General features: G+C 73.1%; 17 protein-coding genes and 2 tRNA genes. 4 read left to right on the top strand and 15 right to left on the bottom strand.

Annotated elements, in window-relative coordinates; all coding sequences use genetic code 11:
• Positions 1–88: 88 nt before the first annotated feature.
• From J1M40_RS03450 to ilvD, 15 genes are all read right to left on the bottom strand, one after another.
• The gene (locus J1M40_RS03450) at positions 89–883 is read right to left on the bottom strand and encodes a fumarylacetoacetate hydrolase family protein (protein ID WP_036338067.1); all 795 of its coding nucleotides are present in this window, start codon (positions 881–883) and stop codon (positions 89–91) included.
• 188 nt (positions 884–1,071) lie between these two features.
• Complete coding sequence (locus J1M40_RS03455; RefSeq protein WP_069941574.1) at positions 1,072–1,317, bottom strand: YbdD/YjiX family protein; 246 nt, start codon at positions 1,315–1,317, stop codon at positions 1,072–1,074.
• Position 1,318: 1 nt separating this feature from the next.
• Positions 1,319–3,580 carry a carbon starvation CstA family protein gene (locus tag J1M40_RS03460; RefSeq protein ID WP_144818332.1) on the bottom strand — a complete coding sequence of 754 codons (2,262 nt, stop codon included), beginning with the start codon at positions 3,578–3,580 and terminating at the stop codon, positions 1,319–1,321.
• Positions 3,581–3,605: 25 nt separating this feature from the next.
• Positions 3,606–4,697: a branched-chain amino acid aminotransferase gene (locus J1M40_RS03465; RefSeq protein WP_081339251.1), complete on the bottom strand. Its 1,092-nt coding sequence runs from the start codon at positions 4,695–4,697 to the stop codon at positions 3,606–3,608.
• Between the two features lie 146 nt (positions 4,698–4,843).
• Positions 4,844–5,920, bottom strand: coding sequence for a 3-isopropylmalate dehydrogenase (locus tag J1M40_RS03470; protein ID WP_069941572.1), 1,077 nt, complete (start codon positions 5,918–5,920; stop codon positions 4,844–4,846).
• A 71-nt stretch (positions 5,921–5,991) separates the two neighbouring features.
• On the bottom strand, positions 5,992–7,617 hold the full coding sequence (gene metG / locus J1M40_RS03475; protein WP_063190343.1) for a methionine--tRNA ligase: 1,626 nt from the start codon (positions 7,615–7,617) through the stop codon (positions 5,992–5,994).
• Positions 7,610–8,089 (bottom strand): hypothetical protein, encoded by a 480-nt coding sequence (locus J1M40_RS12620; protein ID WP_241252038.1) that lies wholly within the window; start codon positions 8,087–8,089, stop codon positions 7,610–7,612. The genes metG and J1M40_RS12620 overlap by 8 nt, the downstream gene beginning before the upstream one ends.
• The gene (locus tag J1M40_RS12625; protein ID WP_241252039.1) at positions 8,086–8,469 is read right to left on the bottom strand and encodes a hypothetical protein; all 384 of its coding nucleotides are present in this window, start codon (positions 8,467–8,469) and stop codon (positions 8,086–8,088) included. The genes J1M40_RS12620 and J1M40_RS12625 overlap by 4 nt, the downstream gene beginning before the upstream one ends.
• Before the next feature lie 64 nt (positions 8,470–8,533).
• Positions 8,534–10,129: a phosphoglycerate dehydrogenase gene (serA, locus tag J1M40_RS03485; protein ID WP_069941570.1), complete on the bottom strand. Its 1,596-nt coding sequence runs from the start codon at positions 10,127–10,129 to the stop codon at positions 8,534–8,536.
• Between the two features lie 149 nt (positions 10,130–10,278).
• Positions 10,279–11,310, bottom strand: a complete 1,032-nt coding sequence (gene ilvC, locus J1M40_RS03490; RefSeq protein ID WP_065573668.1) for a ketol-acid reductoisomerase — start codon at positions 11,308–11,310, stop codon at positions 10,279–10,281.
• 36 nt (positions 11,311–11,346) lie between these two features.
• Complete coding sequence (ilvN, locus tag J1M40_RS03495; protein WP_002854209.1) at positions 11,347–11,856, bottom strand: acetolactate synthase small subunit; 510 nt, start codon at positions 11,854–11,856, stop codon at positions 11,347–11,349.
• A 12-nt stretch (positions 11,857–11,868) separates the two neighbouring features.
• A complete protein-coding gene (locus J1M40_RS03500) occupies positions 11,869–13,770 on the bottom strand; it encodes an acetolactate synthase large subunit (RefSeq protein WP_144819464.1) in 1,902 nt (633 codons plus the stop codon).
• A 290-nt stretch (positions 13,771–14,060) separates the two neighbouring features.
• Complete coding sequence (locus J1M40_RS03505) at positions 14,061–15,281, bottom strand: N-acetylglucosamine-6-phosphate deacetylase (RefSeq protein WP_144819463.1); 1,221 nt, start codon at positions 15,279–15,281, stop codon at positions 14,061–14,063.
• A 43-nt stretch (positions 15,282–15,324) separates the two neighbouring features.
• Positions 15,325–16,110, bottom strand: coding sequence for a glucosamine-6-phosphate deaminase (gene nagB / locus J1M40_RS03510; RefSeq protein WP_098093123.1), 786 nt, complete (start codon positions 16,108–16,110; stop codon positions 15,325–15,327).
• A gap of 103 nt (positions 16,111–16,213) precedes the next feature.
• A complete protein-coding gene (ilvD, locus tag J1M40_RS03515; protein ID WP_049145205.1) occupies positions 16,214–17,941 on the bottom strand; it encodes a dihydroxy-acid dehydratase in 1,728 nt (575 codons plus the stop codon).
• 104 nt (positions 17,942–18,045) lie between these two features.
• Here ilvD and J1M40_RS03520 point away from each other — a divergent pair, with 104 nt between their 5' ends.
• From J1M40_RS03520 to J1M40_RS03535, 4 genes are all read left to right on the top strand, one after another.
• Positions 18,046–18,594 carry a hypothetical protein gene (locus J1M40_RS03520; protein ID WP_070709704.1) on the top strand — a complete coding sequence of 183 codons (549 nt, stop codon included), beginning with the start codon at positions 18,046–18,048 and terminating at the stop codon, positions 18,592–18,594.
• A 67-nt stretch (positions 18,595–18,661) separates the two neighbouring features.
• Positions 18,662–18,734, top strand: a tRNA-Lys gene (locus tag J1M40_RS03525).
• An 86-nt stretch (positions 18,735–18,820) separates the two neighbouring features.
• Entirely contained in the window at positions 18,821–19,309 is a 489-nt protein-coding gene (gene bcp / locus J1M40_RS03530) for a thioredoxin-dependent thiol peroxidase (RefSeq protein ID WP_036382122.1), read from the top strand.
• A 67-nt stretch (positions 19,310–19,376) separates the two neighbouring features.
• Positions 19,377–19,457 (top strand) — tRNA-Leu (locus J1M40_RS03535).
• The last annotated feature ends 11 nt before the right edge of the window (positions 19,458–19,468 follow it).

Genomic DNA, 19,468 nt, shown 5'->3' on the forward strand with positions numbered 1-19,468 from the left:
GGGGCGTTCTCGGACACGGGGGCGGTGGCGTCAGTCATGATGCCCCGAGTCTACGCGGGGGCCCGGACGGCGTAGTCGGGCGCCTGCGTCAGCGGCGGAAGACGGTGGCCAGGACGCCGATCCCCTCGACCTCGGCCTCGACGCGCTGGCCCTCCTGGACCGTCCCGACCCCGCCCGGGGTGCCGGTCAGGATCACGTCGCCGGGCAGGAGGGTGAACATCTCCGAGGCCGCGGCCACGAGCTCGCGGACGCCGAAGACCATGTCCGCCGTCGTGCCGTCCTGGCGGGTCTCGCCGTCGAGCCGGGACGTGATGCGCAGGCCGCCGGCCGGCTCCACGTCCAGCTCGGTCTCGATCCACGGGCCCAGCGGGCAGGCGCCGTCGAAGCCCTTGGCGCGGGCCCACTGCAGGTCGGTGCGCTGGGCGTCGCGGGCGGTGAGGTCGTTGCCCACGGTGTAGCCGAACACGACGTCGTCCACGCGGCTCACCGGCACGTCCTTGCAGATGGTGCCGATGACGACGGCGAGCTCGGCCTCGTAGGAGACCTCGTCCGACCAGCTCGGCAGGGTCACGGGCTCGTTCGGACCCACGACGGCGGTGTTCGGCTTGAGGAAGAACTGCGGCGAGGCGGGGACCTCGTTGCCGAGCTCCTTCGCGTGGTCGGCCCAGTTGCGGCCGACGCCCACGATCTTCGAACGCGGGATGATCGGGGCCACGAGACGCACGTCCTCGAGGCGGTGGGTGGTGCCGGTGGGCTGGATCCCGTGGAAGAACGGGTCGCCCTGCAGGGCGGTGATGCTCAGCTCGGCGGGGTCGGCGTCGGCCGGGCCCTCCACGATGCCGTAGGTCGGTTCGGCCTGGTCCACGAAACGGGCGATGCGCATGGGGGTCAGCGTAATGGGTGAGCGGCGGTCGCCGTCGCCGGACACCCACTCGATGCCAGCCCCGCTGACGCCGCGAACCAGACGATTCGGCCGCGGCGGACGGCCTGAGGCGACCGATTCGTCTGGCTCGCGGGCGGATTCGTCTGGCTCAGCGCGGCGCGGTGCGGAGCGGGGCGGGTCCAGGCCGCTCAGCAGCAGCGGCTGCCCGGATTGGCCTCCTGGCGCGCGTACTCGGCCCGCCAGAACTCCCGCTCGGTCATCGGCGCGCGTTCCGGATGGTGCGCCCGGTGGTGGGCCACGTACGCGTCGTACTTCCCCTCGCCGGAGAGCTGGCGGACCCACCAGCGCGCCCGGGCCCACACGCTGGGCCGAGACGGGCCGGCCGGGCCCTCCGCGGAGGAGGGCCCGGCCGGCGTCGCGCGCGGATCGGCCACGTCAGTGACCCCGCACCGGCTGCCGGTCCGCCGGCAGCGCGTCCCACTTCCGCTGCAGCTCCTTCTCCTCGGCCGTGGCGAACAGCCCGGCCGGGGCGAAGCGCTGCGAGGGCACGTACGGGTCCTGGTGGTCGATGACCTCGGTGCCGCGGAAGGCGCGCACCGTGGCGAGCACCGACGTCGTGATGACGATCAGCGCCAACACCAGGAAGACGACGGAGAGCGTGCCCTGGATGAAGGTGTTGCGGACCACGGCCTCCATGGCCGGCACGGACTTCGCGGCGCCGAAGCTCGTCTTCCCCGCCGCCAGCGCGTCCTGGAACGCGCGATGCTGCGCCCAGTAGCCCACCGCCGGGATGGAGGAGAAGATCTTCTGGAACGACGCCACGGTGGTGACCACGGTGATGAACGCCAGCGGCAGCGCCACGATCCACAGGCCCCGGAAGTCCCGGCGGCGCGCGACGATCGTCAGGACGACGGCGAGCGCGATCGCCGCGAGCAGCTGGTTGGCGATGCCGAACAGCGGGAACAGCGTGTTGATGCCGCCCAGCGGATCGGTGACGCCCATGATCAGCACGGCGCCCCACGCGGCCACCATGATAGCCGTGCAGACCCACGCGCCCACGCGCCACGAGGTGTCCTTGAAGCGCGGGACCACGTTGCCCAGGGAGTCCTGGAGCATGAACCGGGCCACGCGGGTGCCGGCGTCGACGGCGGTGAGGATGAACAGCGCCTCGAACATGATCGCGAAGTGGTACCAGAAGCCCATGAGCGCGTCGCCGCCCACGAGCTGGCCCATGATGTGCGCCAGGCCGACCGCGAGGGTGGGGGCGCCGCCGGTGCGGGAGACCACGGTCTCCTCGCCCACGAGGTCGGCCAGGTGGGTCAGGTCCCCGGGGGTGAGGTTCACGCCGGCCAGGCCGAGGCCCATGACGAAGTCGACGGCGGTCTCCGGGGTGCCGCCGGTGAGGGCGGCCGGGGAGTTCATGGCGAAGTAGATGCCGCGGTCGAGCGAGACGGCGGCCACGAGCGCCATGATGGCCACGAAGGCCTCCATGAGCATGCCGCCGTAGCCGATGAAGCGGGTCTGCCGCTCCTTCTCCACCATCTTGGGCGTCGTGCCCGAGGCGATCAGCGCGTGGAAGCCGGAGAGCGCACCGCACGCGATGGTGACGAACAGGAACGGGAACAGCGAACCGGGCCACACCGGGCCGGTCTGGCCCGAGGCGAACTCGGAGAACGCGGGGGTGCCGATGCGCGGCTGCACGACGACGATGGCCAGCGCGAGACCGGCGATCACGCCGATCTTCATGAAGGTGGACAGGTAGTCGCGCGGCGCGAGCAGCAGCCACACGGGGAGCACGGCCGCGACGAACCCGTAGATGATCACGGCCCAGGCGATGGTGGTGCGGTCCAGGGTGAACAGGGCCGCGCCCCACTCGGTCCCGGCCACCCAGCCGCCGCCGATGATGGCCGCCAGGAGCAGGACGAACCCGATCACGGAGATCTCGGTGATGCGGCCCGGGCGGATCCAGCGCAGGTACACGCCCATGAAGAGCGCGATCGGGATGGTCATGGCCACGGAGAACACGCCCCACGGGGACTCGCCCAGGGCGTTGACCACCACGAGGGCCAGGATGGCCGTGATGATCACCATGATCAGCAGGGTCGCGACGATCGCGGCGGTGCCCCCGACGCGGCCCAGCTCGTCCCGGGCCATCTGGCCGAGCGAGCGGCCGCCGCGGCGCATCGAGAAGAACAGGACGAGGTAGTCCTGGACCGCGCCGGCCAGGATCACGCCGACGATGATCCAGATGGTGCCGGGCAGGTAGCCCATCTGCGCGGCGAGCACGGGGCCCACGAGCGGACCGGCGCCGGCGATGGCCGCGAAGTGGTGGCCGTAGAGCACGCGGCGGTCGGTGGCCACGTAGTCCCGGCCGTCGGCCCGGTACTCGGCCGGGGTGGCGCGGGTGTCGTCCGGGTGGACGATCATGCGCTCGACGTACTTCGAGTAGAAGCGGTAGCCGATCGCGAACGTCGCCACGGCGGCGAACACGAACCAGATCGCGTTGATCGTCTCGCCGCGGTGCAGGGCGAGCATGGTCCAGGCGACGCCGCCGAGCAGGGCGACGGCCACCCAGACGGCGATCTTCGCGGGCGTCCAGCGGGGCCGGCCGGCGGCCTCGGTGGGCGGGAGGTCTTCCGGCGTCGTGGCCGGGAGTGGGGCGCCCTCGGCGGCCGCGGAGGAGCGGTGCGAGCTCACGGGGGTCTCCGTTCGTGGGGTGGGGTCAGACGAGGCGGTGCAGCCAGCCGTGGCGGTCCTCGACGCGCCCGGTCTGGATGCCCTCGAGCTCGGTGCGGATCTTCAGGGCCACGTCGGCCCCGCCGGCGGACTCGATCACGTCGTCGCCGTCGAGCAGACGGCCGATCGGGGTCACGACGGCGGCGGTGCCGCACGCGAAGACCTCGGTGATCTCGCCCGAGCGGACGCCCTCGGCCCACTCGGCGAGGGTGACGCGACGCTCCTCGACGGTCAGGCCCATGTCCCGGCCGAGCTGGAGGATCGAGGAGCGGGTGACGCCCTCGAGGATCGTGCCGGTGAGCGCCGGGGTGACGAGGCGGCCGTCGGCGTGCACGAAGAACACGTTCATGCCGCCGAGCTCCTCGATCGCGTCGTCGTGGTACTGGTCGAGGAACACGACCTGGTCGGCGCCCTTCGCCGCGGCCTGCAGCTGGGGCAGCAGCGAGGCGGCGTAGTTGCCGCCGGTCTTGGCCGCGCCCGTGCCGCCCTTGCCGGCGCGGGCGTAGTCACGCGAGACCCAGATGGTCACCGGCTTGAGCTCGCCGCCGAAGTAGTTGCCGGCCGGCGAGGCGATCACCATGTACCGCACCTGCCGGGCCGGGCGGACGCCGAGGAACGCCTCGGAGGCGAACATGAAGGGGCGCAGGTAGAGGGACTGGCCCGGGCCGGTGGGCACCCAGGCCCGGTCCGCCTCGAGCTGGGCCTGCAGCGAGCCGAGGAACAGCTCCTCGGGCAGCTCCGGCAGGGCCAGGCGGCGGGCGGAGCGGTTCAGGCGGGCCGCGTTGGCCTCGGGGCGGAACGTCCACACCGACCCGTCCTCGTGCCGGTAGGCCTTCAGGCCCTCGAAGATCTCCTGGCCGTAGTGCAGCACGGCGGCCGCGGGGTCCAGGGACAGCGGGCCGTAGGGCTCCACGCGGGCGTCATGCCACGCGCCGCCGTCCTCGTCCCAGGTCCAGTCGATCGAGACCATGTGGTCCGTGAAGACGTTGCCGAAACCGGGGTCCTGGAGGATCTCGACGCGCTGCTGATCGGACATCGGGGACAGATGTGGTTGCCGCGTGAACACGGTCTCGGACACGGTGGGATCACTCCTCGTGACGGGTGACGGATGGGGACGGCTCCGGTGCCGGGCACGACGCGCGGGGGGCCACGGCGCCGGGCGTGGCACACGCCACAGGCCGTCGCCCCATCCTAGACCCGGCGTCGACGCGCCGGGCCCGCGCGTCAGACCCGCGCGGCGACGTCGGCGCCCACCTCGGCGGTGGTGCCCCGCGCGCCGTCCACCCGGTCCTTCAGGTGCGCCCACACCGCGGTGCGCACGCGCGCCGCGGCGCCGGTCTCGCCCACGTGCTCGAGCAGCAGGGCGGCGGAGAGGATGGCGGCCACGGGGTCGGCGATCCCCTGGCCCGCGATGTCCGGAGCGGAGCCGTGGACCGGCTCGAACATCGACGGCGCCGTGCCCTCGACGTTGATGTTGCCGGAGGCGGCGAGCCCGATGCCGCCGGTCACGGCCGCGGCGAGGTCCGTGATGATGTCCCCGAACAGGTTGTCCGTCACGATCACGTCGAAGCGGGCCGGGTCCGTCGCCAGGAAGATCATGGCGGCGTCGACGTGCATGTAGTCCCAGGTGACCGCGGGGAAGTCGGCCGCCACGGACTCCACGGTGCGGCGCCACAGGTGGCCGGCGTGGACCAGGACGTTGTGCTTGTGCACGAGCGTGAGGCGCTTGCGCTCGCCCGCGTCGGCGCGACGGAAGGCGTCCTCGACGACGCGGCGCACGCCGAACGCCGTGTTCACGGAGACCTCCGTGGCGATCTCGTGCGGGGTGTCCACGCGGATCGCACCGCCGTTGCCCACGTACGGCCCCTCCGTGCCCTCGCGCACCACGGTGAAGTCGATCTCGCCGGGCGCGGCCAGGGGGCTGACGGCGCCGGGCAGCAGGGTGGCCGGGCGCAGGTTCACGCCGTGGTCCAGCGCGAAGCGCAGCTTGAGCAGCATGCCGCGCTCGATCAGCCCGGACGGGATGCGCTCGTCCCCGGGCGCGGCGCCGACGGCCCCGAACAGGATCGCGTCGTGGCGGCGAAGGGACTCGAGGACCTCGTCCGTGAGCGCCTCGCCGGTCTCGAGCCAGTGCTCCGCACCCAGCGGATACGGGGTGAGCCGGGCCTCCGGACGCCCCTCGGCACGCAGCGCCGCCTGCAGGACGGCGGCGGCCTGGTCGGTGACCTCGGGGCCGATGCCGTCGCCGCCGATGACGGCGATGTCCAAGGGGTCTGCGGAGCTGCGTGTGGTCTCGGTCATGGCCCTCAGGCTACGCGCGGCACGCGTGAGGACCACATCGTGTGACACCCGGTCTCACCCTCCGGACGGACTCAGTCCTCGGCGGGCTCCTCGTGCCGCGGGAAGACCGGCTGCGGGGCGGGCAGCGGGGTGCCGGGGACCAGGTCCTCGTGGAACGCGGCGAAGGACCGCGGGCCGGTGCCGGACGCGCCGGTGCGGCCGGCGTCGCCCTCGGCGGGGACGCCGAGCAGGTCCAGCAGCCGCGAGGCCGAGCCGGGCATCACCGGCTGCGCGAGCAGGGCCACCCGGCGCACGGCCTGCAACGTCACGTACAGCACCGTGCGCATGCGCGGCTCGTCCGTCTTGCGCAGCACCCACGGGGCCTGGTCCGCGAAGTAGGCGTTGATCTCACCGAGCACGCGCCAGGTCTCCTCGAGCGCGTCGTGGAAGTCCTGCACCGCGTACGCGGACCGGGAGCGCTCCAGCAGGGCGTCGACCTGGGCCAGGACGGCGCGGTCCGCCTCGGTGAACTCGCCCGGCTCGGGCACGGCGGCGCCGCAGTTCTTGGCCACCATGGACAGCGAGCGCTGGGCGAGGTTGCCGAGGTTGTTGGCCAGGTCCGCGTTCTTGCGGCTCACCACGGCCTCGTGGCTGTAGGAACCGTCCGCGCCGAACGGGAACTCGCGCAGCAGGAAGAAGCGAATGGCGTCCAGGCCGTACCGGGCCACCCATTCCCGCGGGTGCACCACGTTGCCCAGGGACTTGGACATCTTGGCCCCGTTGTTGTTCAGGAAGCCATGGATCATGACGCGGCGCGGCAGCTCGAGGCCGGCCGACATGAGGAACGCGGGCCAGAAGATGCAGTGGAACCGGGAGATGTCCTTGCCGATCACGTGCAGGTCCGCCGGCCAGTAGCGCGCGAACGCCTCCGGGTCCTCCGCCGGCCAGCCCGCGCCGGTGAGGTAGTTCGTCAACGCGTCGACCCAGACGTAGGTGACGTGGTCGGCGCGCCGGTCGGCGTCGGCGGCGTCGGGGTCCGCGGGCGCCGGCAGGTCGATGCCCCACTGGAAGGAGGTCCGGGAGATGGACAGGTCCTCGAGCCCGGCCTCCACGAAGCGGATGACCTCGTTGAAGCGGTACCGGGGGGCGGCGAAGTCCGGGTGCTCGCGGTAGTGGTCCAGCAGCGGCTGCTGGTACTTGGACAGGCGGAAGAAGTAGGACTCCTCCTCCGTCCACGTCACCTCGGTGCCGGTCTCGACGGCGCGGCGCACCCCGTCCTGACCCACCTCGGTCTCGTCCTCGCCGAAGTAGCGTTCGTCCCGCACGGAGTACCAGCCGGCGTAGGAGCCGAGGTAGATGTCCCCGTTGGCCTCCATCCGCCGCCAGATCTCGCGGACGGCCTCGGCGTGGTCCGTGTCCGTGGTGCGGATGAAGCGGTCGTAGGAGATGTCCAGGACGTCGTCGTCCATCTCCTTGAAGACGGCGGCGTTGCGCGTGGCCAGCTCGAGGGCGCTCACGCCCTGCTGCTGCGCCGTCTGCTCCATCTTCTGGCCGTGCTCGTCCGTGCCGGTCAGGAAGCGCACATCCCGCCCGTCGAGCCGCTGGAAGCGGGCCATCGCGTCCGAGGCGATGTACTCGTAGGCGTGGCCGATGTGCGGCTCGCCGTTCGGGTAGGAGATGGCCGTGGTCAGGTAGTACGGGGCGCGGGCGTCAGTCACAGTCGTCGAGTCTAGCCGCGGGGCCGGGGCCCGCGCCGAGGACGACGTCGTCCGCGCCGGCGTCCGGGACGCCGTCGGCGGTCACCTGCAGATGGCCCGGCGCAGGCCGCAGGTGGAGGTGGGCCCACGGGGCCACCACGAGCACGGACGCCCCGATCATCTCGGTCAGCTCCTCCGCGTGGGTCGCCACGTGGTAGGCCAGGGTGCTGCGCCCGATCCCGAAGACGAGCGGCACCGCCTCGAGGACGATCGCGCCGAAGAAGAACACCGCGCCGCCCGCCACCGTCAGCGCTCGGGTCCGGCGGGGCAGGGCGACGGTGCACAGCGCGAGCAGCCCGAGGACGACGATCGCGGCCGGCGCGCCGAGGATCAGCCACTGGAACGCGGGCAGCGGGTTCTCCCCCGCGAACGGCAGAACCTCCCACAGCTGGCCGGCCTGCTCGTGGAGCTGCGTCGATTCGTCCAGGCTCATGGGGCCGCCAGCAGGGCCGCGGGGGTCAGCCACGCGAGCAGGCTCCGCCGCCGATCCGCCCCCAGCGCGCGGCGCACGAGACCCACCGTGGTGAAGCCCGCGGCCCCCAGCAGGAGCAGGCCCGAGCTCCACCACGCCGTGAGGTTGGCCTCGTGGTTCACGTCGAAGACCTCGCGCCACCACGGCACCTGCCGCGGGCCCAGCCCGAACACGAAGGGGAGGGCGAACGACCAGGCGGCGAGCAGGACACTGACGCCGATCAGCCCGCCCGCCGCGCGCCGGGCCCAGCGGCCCTGCACGCCCGGAGGCGTGGCGGGGCGGGCCGCTGCGGCGCGCGCGGTCGGGGCGGGTGCGGGGCGGGGCTCGGCTGGACGCGACATGGACACCATCTCAACACAGGGCGACGCGCGCCGGCCCCGCGTTGCCCGCCCGGGCGTCGACGGGTCAGACGGAGAGGTCCACCTCGGCCGCACGGGCGGCGCCGATGGCCGCGGCCAGCGTGGCCGCGGTGTCCCCGGAGAGGGCCCCGTCCAGGGTCAGTACGGCCAGGGCGGCGCCCTCGTCGTCGCGCGAGACGTCCATGCCGGCGATGTTCACGCCCTGCACCCCGAGGGCCTGGCCCAGGACGCCGATCACGCCCGGGCGGTCCTGGTAGGCGAACACGAGCAGGTGGTCGGCCAGCGGCACCTCGAGCTCGTGCCGGTCCACGCCCACGAGCTTCTGCACCTGGCGCGGGCCGGTGAGCGTGCCGGTGACGGCCGTCTGGGAGCCCTGCGCGGTCGCGGCGCGCACCGTGACGGTGTTGCGGTAGGACTCGGACACCGCGGTGGTGGTGAGGCGGCACTCGACGCCGCGCTGCTCGGCCAGCACGGGGGCGTTCACGTAGGAGACCTGGTCCGAGACGATGTCCGTGAACACGCCCTTCAGGGCGGCCAGGCGCATCGCGGAGACGTCGTGCTCGGCGATCTCACCGGCGATCTCCACCTCGACGGCCGTGATGGACTGCTCGCCCACCAGCGCGGTGAGCACGCGGCCCAGCTTCTCGGCCAGCGGCAGGCCGGGGCGCACGTCCTCGTGGATCGCGCCGCCGGCCACGTTCACGGCGTCCGGCACGAGCTCGCCGGAGAGGGCCAGGCGCACGGAGCCGGCGACGGCGACGCCCGCCTTCTCCTGGGCCTCGGCGGTCGAGGCGCCCAGGTGGGGGGTGACCACGGCGGAGTCGTGGGCGAAGAACGCCAGGTCGGTGGCCGGCTCGGAGCTGAAGACGTCGATGCCGGCGCCCCCGATGGTCCCGGTCTCGAGCGCGCGGGCGAGGGCGTCCTCGTCCACGAGGCCGCCGCGGGCCACGTTCACGATGATCGCGGTGTCCTTCATGCGGGCGAACTGCTCATCGCCGATCATGCCGACCGTCTCGGGGGTCTTGGGCATGTGGATCGTGACCACGTCGGCGCGCTCGAGCAGCTCGTCCAGCTCCACGAGGCTCGCGCCGAGCTGCTGCGCCCGGGCGGTGGTCACGTAGGGGTCGTAGGCGAGGATCTCCATGCCGAACGCCTTCATGCGCTCGGCCACGAGCGCGCCGATGCGGCCCAGGCCGATCACGCCCAGCCGCTTGCCGTACAGCTCGACGCCCGTGTACTTCGACCGCTTCCACTCCCCCGCCTTCAGCGAGCCGTTGGCGGCCGCGATGTTGCGGGCGGCGGCCAGGATGTGGCCGCAGGTGAGCTCGGCGGCGGAGATGATGTTCGACGTCGGCGCGTTGACGACCATGACGCCGGCCTCGGTGGCGGCGGGCACGTCCACGTTGTCCAGTCCGACGCCGGCGCGCGCGATGACCTTCAGCTGCGGCGCGGCGGCGATCGCCTCGGCGTCCATCTGGGTGGCCGAGCGGATCAGCACCGCGTCGACGTCGCGCAGGTCCTCGAGGAGGCGGGCGCGGTCGGCGCCGTCCGTGCGGCGGATCTCGAAGTCGGGGCCGAGGGCCTCGACGGTGGCGGGCGAGAGTTCCTCGGCGATCAGGACGACGGGCTGGGCTGCGCTCACGGGTGCTCCTGGAGGTGTGGTGCGGTGGGATGGAAGGCGGGCCGGCCCGCGCTCCGGTCCGAGCCTAGACGCGTGACCGGGCCGTGGCCGGAATGCGACGCCGGCCCCGGAGCGCGATGCCCGGGGCCGGCGTCGGGGGCTCGGGCGGCTCAGCGGGCCGCCGTGCCCTCGGTGTAGTCGTCGTCCGCGTCCTTGAGCCAGGAGAACATCTGGCGCAGCTCGCGGCCGGTCTTCTCGATCGGGTGGGCCTCGCCCCGGGCGCGCAGCTCCTTGAACTCGGGCGCACCGGCCTTCTGGTCGTCCATGAAGCGCTTCGCGAAGGCGCCGGACTGGATGTCGGCGAGGACCGCCTTCATGTTCTCCTTCACGTCGGGGGTGATGACGCGGGGGCCGGAGACGTAGTCGCCGTACTCCGCGGTGTCGGAGATGGACCAGCGCTGCTTGGCGATGCCGCCCTCGACCATGAGGTCGACGATGAGCTTCAGCTCGTGCAGCACCTCGAAGTAGGCGATCTCGGGCTGGTAGCCGGCCTCGGTGAGGGTCTCGAAGCCGTACTGCACGAGCTGGGAGGCGCCGCCGCAGAGCACGGCCTGCTCGCCGAACAGGTCGGTCTCGGTCTCCTCGGTGAAGGTCGTCTCGATGACGCCGGCGCGGGTGCCGCCCACGGCCTTGGCGTAGGACAGGGCGAGGGCGTGGGCCTGGCCGGAGGCGTCCTTCTCGACGGCGATCAGCGCGGGCACGCCGCGGCCGGCCTCGAACTCGCGGCGCACCACGTGGCCCGGTCCCTTGGGGGCGACCAGGGCGACGTCGACGCCCTCGGGGGCCTGGATGTAGCCGAAGCGCACGTTGAAGCCGTGCGCGAAGAAGAGGGCGTCGCCCTCCTGCAGGTTGCCGGCGATGTGCTGGTCGTACACGTCGGCCTGGACCTGGTCCGGGGTGAGGATCATGATCAGGTCGGCCTCGGCGGCGGCGGTGGCGACGTCGACGACGCGCAGGCCCTCGGCCTCGGCCTTGGCGCGGGACTTGGAGCCCTCGGCGAGGCCGATGCGCACGTCCACGCCGGAGTCGCGCAGCGACAGGGCGTGGGCGTGGCCCTGGGAGCCGTAGCCGATGACGGCCACGGTGCGGCCCTGGATGATCGACAGGTCGGCGTCGTCGTCGTAGAACTTCTTCACGGTCATGCTGTTCTCCTCACGGGATGGGTGGATCGGGACGGGTCAGCGGGCCAGGGCGCGGTCGGTCATGGACCGCGGCCCCCGGGCGAGGGCGAGGGTGCCCGAGCGGACGAGCTCACGCACGCCGTAGGGCTCCATCATCTCGAGGAAGGCCTCGAGCTTGTCACGGGTGCCGGTGGCCTCGAGGGTCAGGGACTCCGGGGCCACGTCGACGACGTGGGCGCGGAACAGGTCGGCCGCCTGGACGACCTGACCGCGGGTGGCGGCATCGGCGCGCACCTTCACGAGCAGGTGGTCGCGCTGAACGGAGGAGTCGGGCGTGAGCTCGACGACCTTGATCACGTTGATCAGCTTGTTCAGCTGCTTGGTGACCTGCTCGAGCAGGTCCGTGTCGGCGTCGACGACCACGGTAATCCGGGACAGGCCCTCGACCTCCGTGACGCCCACGGCCAGCGAGTGGATGTTGAATGCGCGCCGGGCGAAGAGGCCGGCCACGCGGGTCAGGGTGCCGGGCACGTCCTCGACGAGCACGGACAGGGTGTGGCGTTCCATCGGTTGCCCTCCTCAGTCTTCCTGGTCCCAGTCGGGCGTCATGCCCCGGGCCACCTGGATCGCGTCGTTGCTGACCCCCGCGGGGACCATCGGCCAGACCATGGCGTCGCGGGAGACCACGAAGTCCACGATCACGGGGCGGTCGTCGATGGCCAGGGCCTGGCGGATGGTGTCGTCCAGGTCCTCCCGACGGTCGCAGCGCAGGCCCGCGGCGCCGTAGGCGTCGGCGAGCTTGACGAAGTCCGGCACCCGGGCGGTGTCGTGGCCCGTGTTCAGGTCCGTGTTCGAGTAGCGCCCGTCGTAGAAGAGGGTCTGCCACTGACGCACCATGCCCAGCGAGGAGTTGTTGATCACCGCGATCTTGATGGGGATGCGGTTGATCACGCACGTGGCGAGCTCCTGGTTGGTCATCTGGAAGCAGCCGTCGCCGTCGATGGCCCAGACCACGCGGTCGGGCTCGCCCACCTGCGCCCCCATCGCGGCGGGGACGGCGAAGCCCATCGTCCCGAGGCCGGCCGAGTTGAGCCACTGGCGCGGGCGCTCGTAGGCGACGAACTGGCTGGCCCACATCTGGTGCTGGCCGACGCCGGCCACGTAGGTGGCCTCGGGACCGGACAGGGCCGACAGGCGCGAGATCACCTCCTGGGGCGCGAGGAGGCCGTCCTCGGTCTCGGTCCAGCCCATCGGGTAGGTGTCCTGCAGGCGCCGCAGCACCGCCCACCAGTCGGCGAGGTCGGGCAGCGCCTCGGTGTCCGTCGCGAGCTCGGCCACCAGGTCCGGGATGATCTCCTTGACGTGGCCGACGATCGGCACGTCCGCGGTGCGGTTCTTCGAGATCTCGGCCGGGTCGATGTCCGCGTGGATCACGCGGGCGCCGGGGGCGAACGAGGGCAGGTGACCGGTCACGCGGTCGTCGAAGCGGGCGCCGAGCGTGATCAGCAGGTCGGCCTGCTGGAGCGCGGCCACGGCGGGGACGCCGCCGTGCATGCCCGGCATGCCCAGGTGCTGGGGGTGCGAGTCGGGGAAGACGCCGCGGGCGGTGAGGGTGGTGACCACCGGGGCGCCCGTGAGCTCGGCGAGGGCGCGCAGCTCCTCGTGGGCCTCGCCGCGGGCCACGCCGCCGCCCGCATACAGCACGGGGCGCCGGGCCTCGCGGATCAGCCGAGCGGCCTCGCGGATCTGCCGGGGGTGGCCGCGCAGGACGGGGCGGTAGCCGGGCAGGTCGATCCGGGGCGGCCACGCGAACTCGAACTCGCCCTGCTGGGCGTCCTTGGTGACGTCCACGAGCACGGGCCCGGGCCGGCCCGTGGCGGCGATGTGGAACGCCTCGGCGAGGGCCTGGGGGACGTCCTCGGGCCGGGTCACGAGCCGGGAGTGCTTGGTGATGGGCATCGTGATGCCCACGATGTCCGCCTCCTGGAAGGCATCCGTGCCGATCGCGGCGGAGGAGACCTGGCCGGTGATGAACACGACCGCCTGGGAGTCCATGTGGGCGTCCGCGATGGCGGTCACCAGGTTGGTGGCGCCGGGACCGGAGGTGGCGATGGCCACGCCGACCTTGCCGGTGGCCAGGTGGTAGCCCTGCGCCGCGTGACCGGCACCCTGCTCGTGGCGCACCAGGATGTGGCGGATCCGATCGGAGTCCATGAGCGGGTCGTAGGTCGGCAGGATGGCGCCGCCGGGCAGCCCGAACACGTCCGTGACCCCCAGCTCCTCCAGGGAGCGGATGATGCCCTCGGAGCCGGTCATCCGGGTCGGCTCGACGCGGGAGCCCTCGCCGGGCACCCGCGGCTCGACGATCTCGGGCCGGGGGGCCGGACGGCGCTCCTGGACCCGGGCGGTCTCCGTCGGGCGGGAGGCCGGCGTCGGGACCTGCGGGACCGCCGCGCGGGCGTCGCGGGGGGTCGTGCTCATGGGGTCACCTCACTGCGTTCGTCGCTGCGTGTCCGTCGCGGGCGCGTCGGACGGTCGTCGTTCGGATCCGTCGGGCGTCGGGGACCGTGGCCGCGTCGATGACGGATCGGGCCGGCGTGGCGGAGTCTGAGGTGGGGACACGGGCCGCCGGGTCCTTCGGGGTGGTCTCAGTATCGACAGCCGTGCGCCCCGTCCGCCATCGACCACCCGCCTGTCTCGCAATGTGAGATAAAGCGTCACATCGTGAGACGACCGGGCGGTCGGGGTCGGATCCCGGGCCTGCGCCCACCCTAGTCAGCCGCCGAGGGGGCGGCCGCGTCCACCCACGTTCCGTGATGGAGCACCCCGCGCACCTCGAGCTCGGGGCCGAAGACGACGGCGTCCGCTCGGCTCCCGACTCGGAGCCGGCCGACGTCGGGGAGCCCCAGGGCGTCCGCGGGCGCGGCCGTCGCCGCCCGCAGCGCGGCGTCGAGGTCGACCCCGGCGACGACGGCGGAGCGCACCGAGCCGGTGACCGTGGCCGTGGACCCGGCGATGGCCCCGGCTGCGCCGTCCGCGCCGACCACCCGCGCGACGCCGTCGTGGACCCGGACCCGCAGCGGCCCGAGGGGGAACTCGCCGTCGCCGCAGCCGGCGGCGGCCATGGAGTCCGAGACGAGGATCCACCGCTCCCCGGCCTCCCGGGCGACCCGCCGCACCGTGGCCGCATGCAGGTGGACGCCGTCCACGATGGTCTCGATCCCCACGCGCGGGTCCTCCAGCAGGGCGACGGCCGGCCCGGGCTCGCGATGGTGGGTGGGCCGGCACGCGTTGTGCAGGTGCGTGGCCATCCGCGCCCCCGCGTCGATCGCCGCGCGCGTGGTCTCGTAGGACGCGTCGGTGTGGCCGATCGCGACGAGGACGCCCGCCTCCGCCAGCCGGCCCACCGCGTCGAGGGCGCCCGGCAGCTCGGGGGCCAGCGTCACCATCGCGAGGCTGCCCGCGCCGGCCTCGACGAGGCGCGCGACGTCGTCGGGGGCCGGGGCGCGCAGGGACGCGGCCCGGTGCGCGCCGCAGTGCAGGGGCGAGAGCCAGGGACCCTCGAGGTGCACGCCGGCCAGCACCCCCTCTGCGCACAGGGGCGTCAGGGCCGTCAGCTGCGCCGCGAGCGCGTCGACCTCGTCCGTGACGAGGGAGGCCACGACCGTGGTCGTGCCCGCGCGGGCGTGGGCCGCGGCCGCCGCGCGTGCCGCGGCCGCGCCGGACTCGACGGCGTGTCCGCCGCCGCCGTGGCAGTGCACGTCCACGCAGCCGGGAGCGAGGAGGGCGTCGCCGAGGTCATGGACGGGGCCGTGGGTGCGCGGCGGGTCCCCGGTCCCGACGGCCACCACCCGGCCCTCGGCCAGGGCGATCCAGCCGGGGCCGCCGAGGCGCTCGCCGTCATGGACGCGGTCCGCGCGCAGCACCGACGGGGACGCGGCGGCCTGCGGCGCCTGCTCGGCGCGCGGCCGGTGAGGGACCGAGGCGGACACGGATGCACCTTCCGGGGTGGGCGGGTCGATGGACGAGGGGCGCTCAGAATCCCTGCCAGGACGGCTTGGCCTCCCACATGTGGCGGTACTCCCCCGCGAGCTCGAGTCGCCCGGCGGCGGCCTCGTCCACGAGGACGGTCACATGCGGGTGCAGCTGCAGGGCCGTGACCGGCCAGCGCGCGCTCACGGGGCCCTCCACGAGCTGCCGCACCGCCTCGGCCTTGCCCTCGCCCCGGGCCAGCAGGACCAGGTGTCGGGCGTCGAGGATCGTGCCCACGCCCTGGGTGAGGCAGTGGGTCGGGACCTGGTCGAGGTCGCCGTCGAAGAAGCGGGCGTTGTCCCGCCGGGTCTGCTCGGCGAGCACCTTGATGCGCGTGCGGGAGGCGAGGGAGGAGCCGGGCTCGTTGAACGCGATGTGCCCGTCCGTGCCCACGCCGAGCAGCTGCACGTCCACGCCGCCGGCCTCGCGCAGCGCCTCCTCGTAGGCGGCGCAGGCGCCCGGGACGTCCGCCGCCCCGCCGTCCGGACCGTGCACGGCCTCCGGGGCGATGTCCGTGCGCGCGACGAACTCCCGCTCGATCACGGTGCGGTAGGACTCGGGGTGTCCCGCGGGCAGGCCGACGTACTCGTCCAGCAGGAACGCGCGGCAGGAGCGCAGGGACAGCTCCCCGTCCCGGACCCGGCGGGCGAGCTCGTCGTAGACGGGCAGGGGCGAGGAGCCGGTGGCCAGCCCCAGGACGGCCTCGGGACGGGCCGCCACGTGGGCGGCCACCGCGTCCGCGCCGTGCCGGCCCAGGGCGGCGGCGTCGGGCAGGATGACGACCTCCATCAGCGCGCCTCCCGCCCGGGACGAGGCGCGGGTCCCCCGACCCGGGCGTCGGTCTCGTGCATGCTCATCCTCTGCTCGTCTCGGCGTGCGGGCCGACCGGGCCTCAGCCCAGGTAGGCGCCCTCGGCGGCGGAGTGCACCAGCTTGGCGTACTTGCCCAGCACGCCCGTGGTGAACTTCGGCTCCACCGGCTCCCAGGACTCGCGGCGGGCGGCGAGCTCGGCCTCGTCCACGAGCAGGTCCATGGTGCGTCCGGCGATGTCCACGCGGATGCGGTCGCCGTCCTGCACCAGGCCGATCGGCCCTCCCTCGGCGGCCTCGGGAGCGATGTGGCCGATGCACAGGCCGGTGGTGCCGCCGGAGAAGCGCCCGTCGGTGATCAGCAGGACGTCCTTGCCCAGGCCCGCGCCCTTGATGGCGCCGGTGATCGCGAGCATCTCGCGCATGCCCGGGCCGCCCTTCGGGCCCTCATAGCGGATGACCACGACGTCGCCGGCGGCGATGGTCCCGTCCTCGAGGGCGTCCATGGCGGCGCGCTCCCGGTCGAAGACGCGCGCGGTGCCCTCGAAGACGTCCGCATCGAAGCCGGCGGACTTCACGACGGCGCCCTCCGGGGCCAGCGAGCCGTGGAGGATCGCGATGCCGCCGTTGGGGTGCATCGCGTCGTCCATGGTGCGGATGACCTTGCCGTCCACCGGGTCCGGATCGAGCGCGGCCAGGTTCTCGGCGAGCGTCTTGCCGGTGACGGTGAGGGTGTCCCCGTGCAGCAGGCCCTCGTCCAGCAGGGCCTTCATGACCACCGGGACGCCGCCGATGCGGTCCACGTCCGTCATGACGTACTGGCCGAACGGCTTGAGGTCGGCGATGTGCGGAGTGCGGTCGGCGATGCGGTTGAAGTCGGACAGCTGCAGGTCCACGCCCGCCTCCCGGGCGATGGCGAGCAGGTGCAGCACGGCGTTGGTGGAGCCGCCGAACGCCATGGTCACGGCGATCGCGTTCTCGAACGCGGGCTTGGTCATGATGTCCCGGGCCGTGATGCCCTGGCGGAGCATGTTCACCACGGCCTCGCCGGAGCGGCGCGCGAAGGCGTCGCGGCGGCGGTCCGCGGAGGGGGCGGCGGCGGAACCGGGCAGGGACATGCCGAGGGCCTCACCGATGGAGGCCATGGTGTTGGCGGTGTACATGCCGCCGCAGGCGCCCTCGCCCGGGGCGATGGACTTCTCGATGCGGAGCAGGTCCTCCTCGGACATGAGACCGCGGGCGCAGGCGCCGACCGCCTCGAAGGCGTCGATGATGGTCACCTGCCTCTCGGTGCCGTCGGTCAGGCGGGCCACGCCCGGCATGATCGAGCCGGCGTAGACGAACACGGAGGCCAGGTCCAGGCGGGCGGCGGCCATGAGCATGCCCGGGAGCGACTTGTCGCAGCCGGCGAGCAGGACGGAGCCGTCCAGGCGCTCGGCCATCATCACGGTCTCCACCGAGTCGGCGATCACCTCGCGGGAGACGAGGGAGAAGTGCATGCCCTCGTGGCCCATGGAGATGCCGTCCGAGACGGAGACCGTGCCGAACTCCAGCGGATATCCGCCGGCGGCGTGGACGCCGTCCTTCGAGGCCTGGGCGAGGCGGTCCAGGGAGAGGTTGCAGGGGGTGATCTCGTTCCAGGACGAGGCGATGCCGATCTGCGGCTTGCCGAAGTCCTCGTCCCCCATGCCGACCGCGCGGAGCATGCCGCGGGCGGCGGTGCGCTCCATCCCGTCGGTGACGTCGCGCGAGCGCGGCTTGATGTCGGGAGCGGCGGACGGGGTGCTGGGAGTCGACGCGGCGGAGTCCATGCCGCGGAGTCTAGTGAGCACGGCGCCACCGGGCCGACGCGACGTCCCCGTGTGACGGGTGCCGCGGCATGACACGTGCGGACGGGTCCGCGTACGTTGGGGCCATGGACACGCCCACCCTGCACAGACGGCTGCGCCGCGTCTTCGATGCGCGCGTGTTCAACCACGGCGACTACAACGTCGTCTACGGCCAGCCCTCGGGCTCTTCCTTTCCCCTCGTGATCGGCTACCGCCACCAGCCGCTCGAGATGCTGCTGTGCCCGTTCGACCCCACCTCCACCCCGGACGACCACGACCGCCGCGCGCCGGGCGTGGCCGAGGACGATCCGCACGGCCCGGTGACCGAGGCCTCCGCGGACCGCGCCGACGTCGTCGAGGTGGGGCTGGCCAACGTGGCCACCGTGGCGGACACGGGCAGCGGCTATCAGGTGGAGACCGTCACGGGCTTCCGGACGTGGTTCGACGTCCCGGAGCACACGCGGGTGCCGGTGGGCGACCTCACGGAGGACGGCACCGCGGAGCTCGACCAGGCCGAGGACGCCACCGACTTCCACGCCTTCATGACCGCCTTCATGGACGAGCTGGACCGCCTCTACGCGACCCCGGAGACGGACGCGACGGACGTCACGCCCCCCGATTTGCACGGCGTCTGAAACCCCTGGTAGGGTTTCACCTCGTTGCACGGCGCACCGGAGAGATCCGAGAGGCGGTGCGGCATCTGCACCTCTAGCTCAACCGGTAGAGCATCTGACTCTTAATCAGCAGGTTCCGGGTTCGAGTCCCGGGGGGTGCACCCACCGGAGCGAAGGCCCCGTCTCCACGGAGACGGGGCCTTCGTCGTCCCCGCTCCCCGTCCGGGCCCACCGTAGGCTGGGGCCCATGACCGACACGACCCAGCACCGCCTCCAGCCCGGCGACACGGCGCCCGCGTTCACCCTCCAGGACCAGGAGGGCCGGCCCGTCTCGCTGCGCGACAGCGCGGGCAAGCACACGATCGTCTACTTCTACCCGGCCGCGTCCACGCCCGGCTGCACCACGCAGGCCTGCGACTTCCGGGACAGCCTCGCCTCCCTGACCGCGGCCGGCTACGTCGTCCTGGGGATCTCCCCCGACCCGATCGGCAGGATCATCCGGTTCGCCGAGCAGGAGGGCCTGACGTTCCCCCTGCTCTCGGACGAGGACCACGCGGTGGCCGAGGCCTACGGCGCCTGGGGTGAGAAGAAGAACTACGGGCGGACCTTCGAGGGTCTGATCCGCTCCACGATCGTCGTCGGCCCGGACGGGAAGGTCACCCACGCGCAGTACAACGTGAAGGCGACCGGCCACGTGGCCCGACTGCGCCGCACCCTCGGCCTCGACGAGGCCTGATCCGCGCCCGCCGCGCCCGGGCGCCGCACGGTAGGATCGGGGCTCGCCCCGCCCGCGCGGGGTGTGCGCGGGCGTGGCGGAACTGGTAGACGCGCTGGATTTAGGTTCCAGTGTCCTGGACGTGGGGGTTCGAGTCCCCCCGCCCGCACTCCCCGGACC

The organism is Micrococcus sp. KRD026, assembly GCF_017168445.1.
Taxonomy (GTDB): domain Bacteria; phylum Actinomycetota; class Actinomycetes; order Actinomycetales; family Micrococcaceae; genus Micrococcus; species Micrococcus luteus.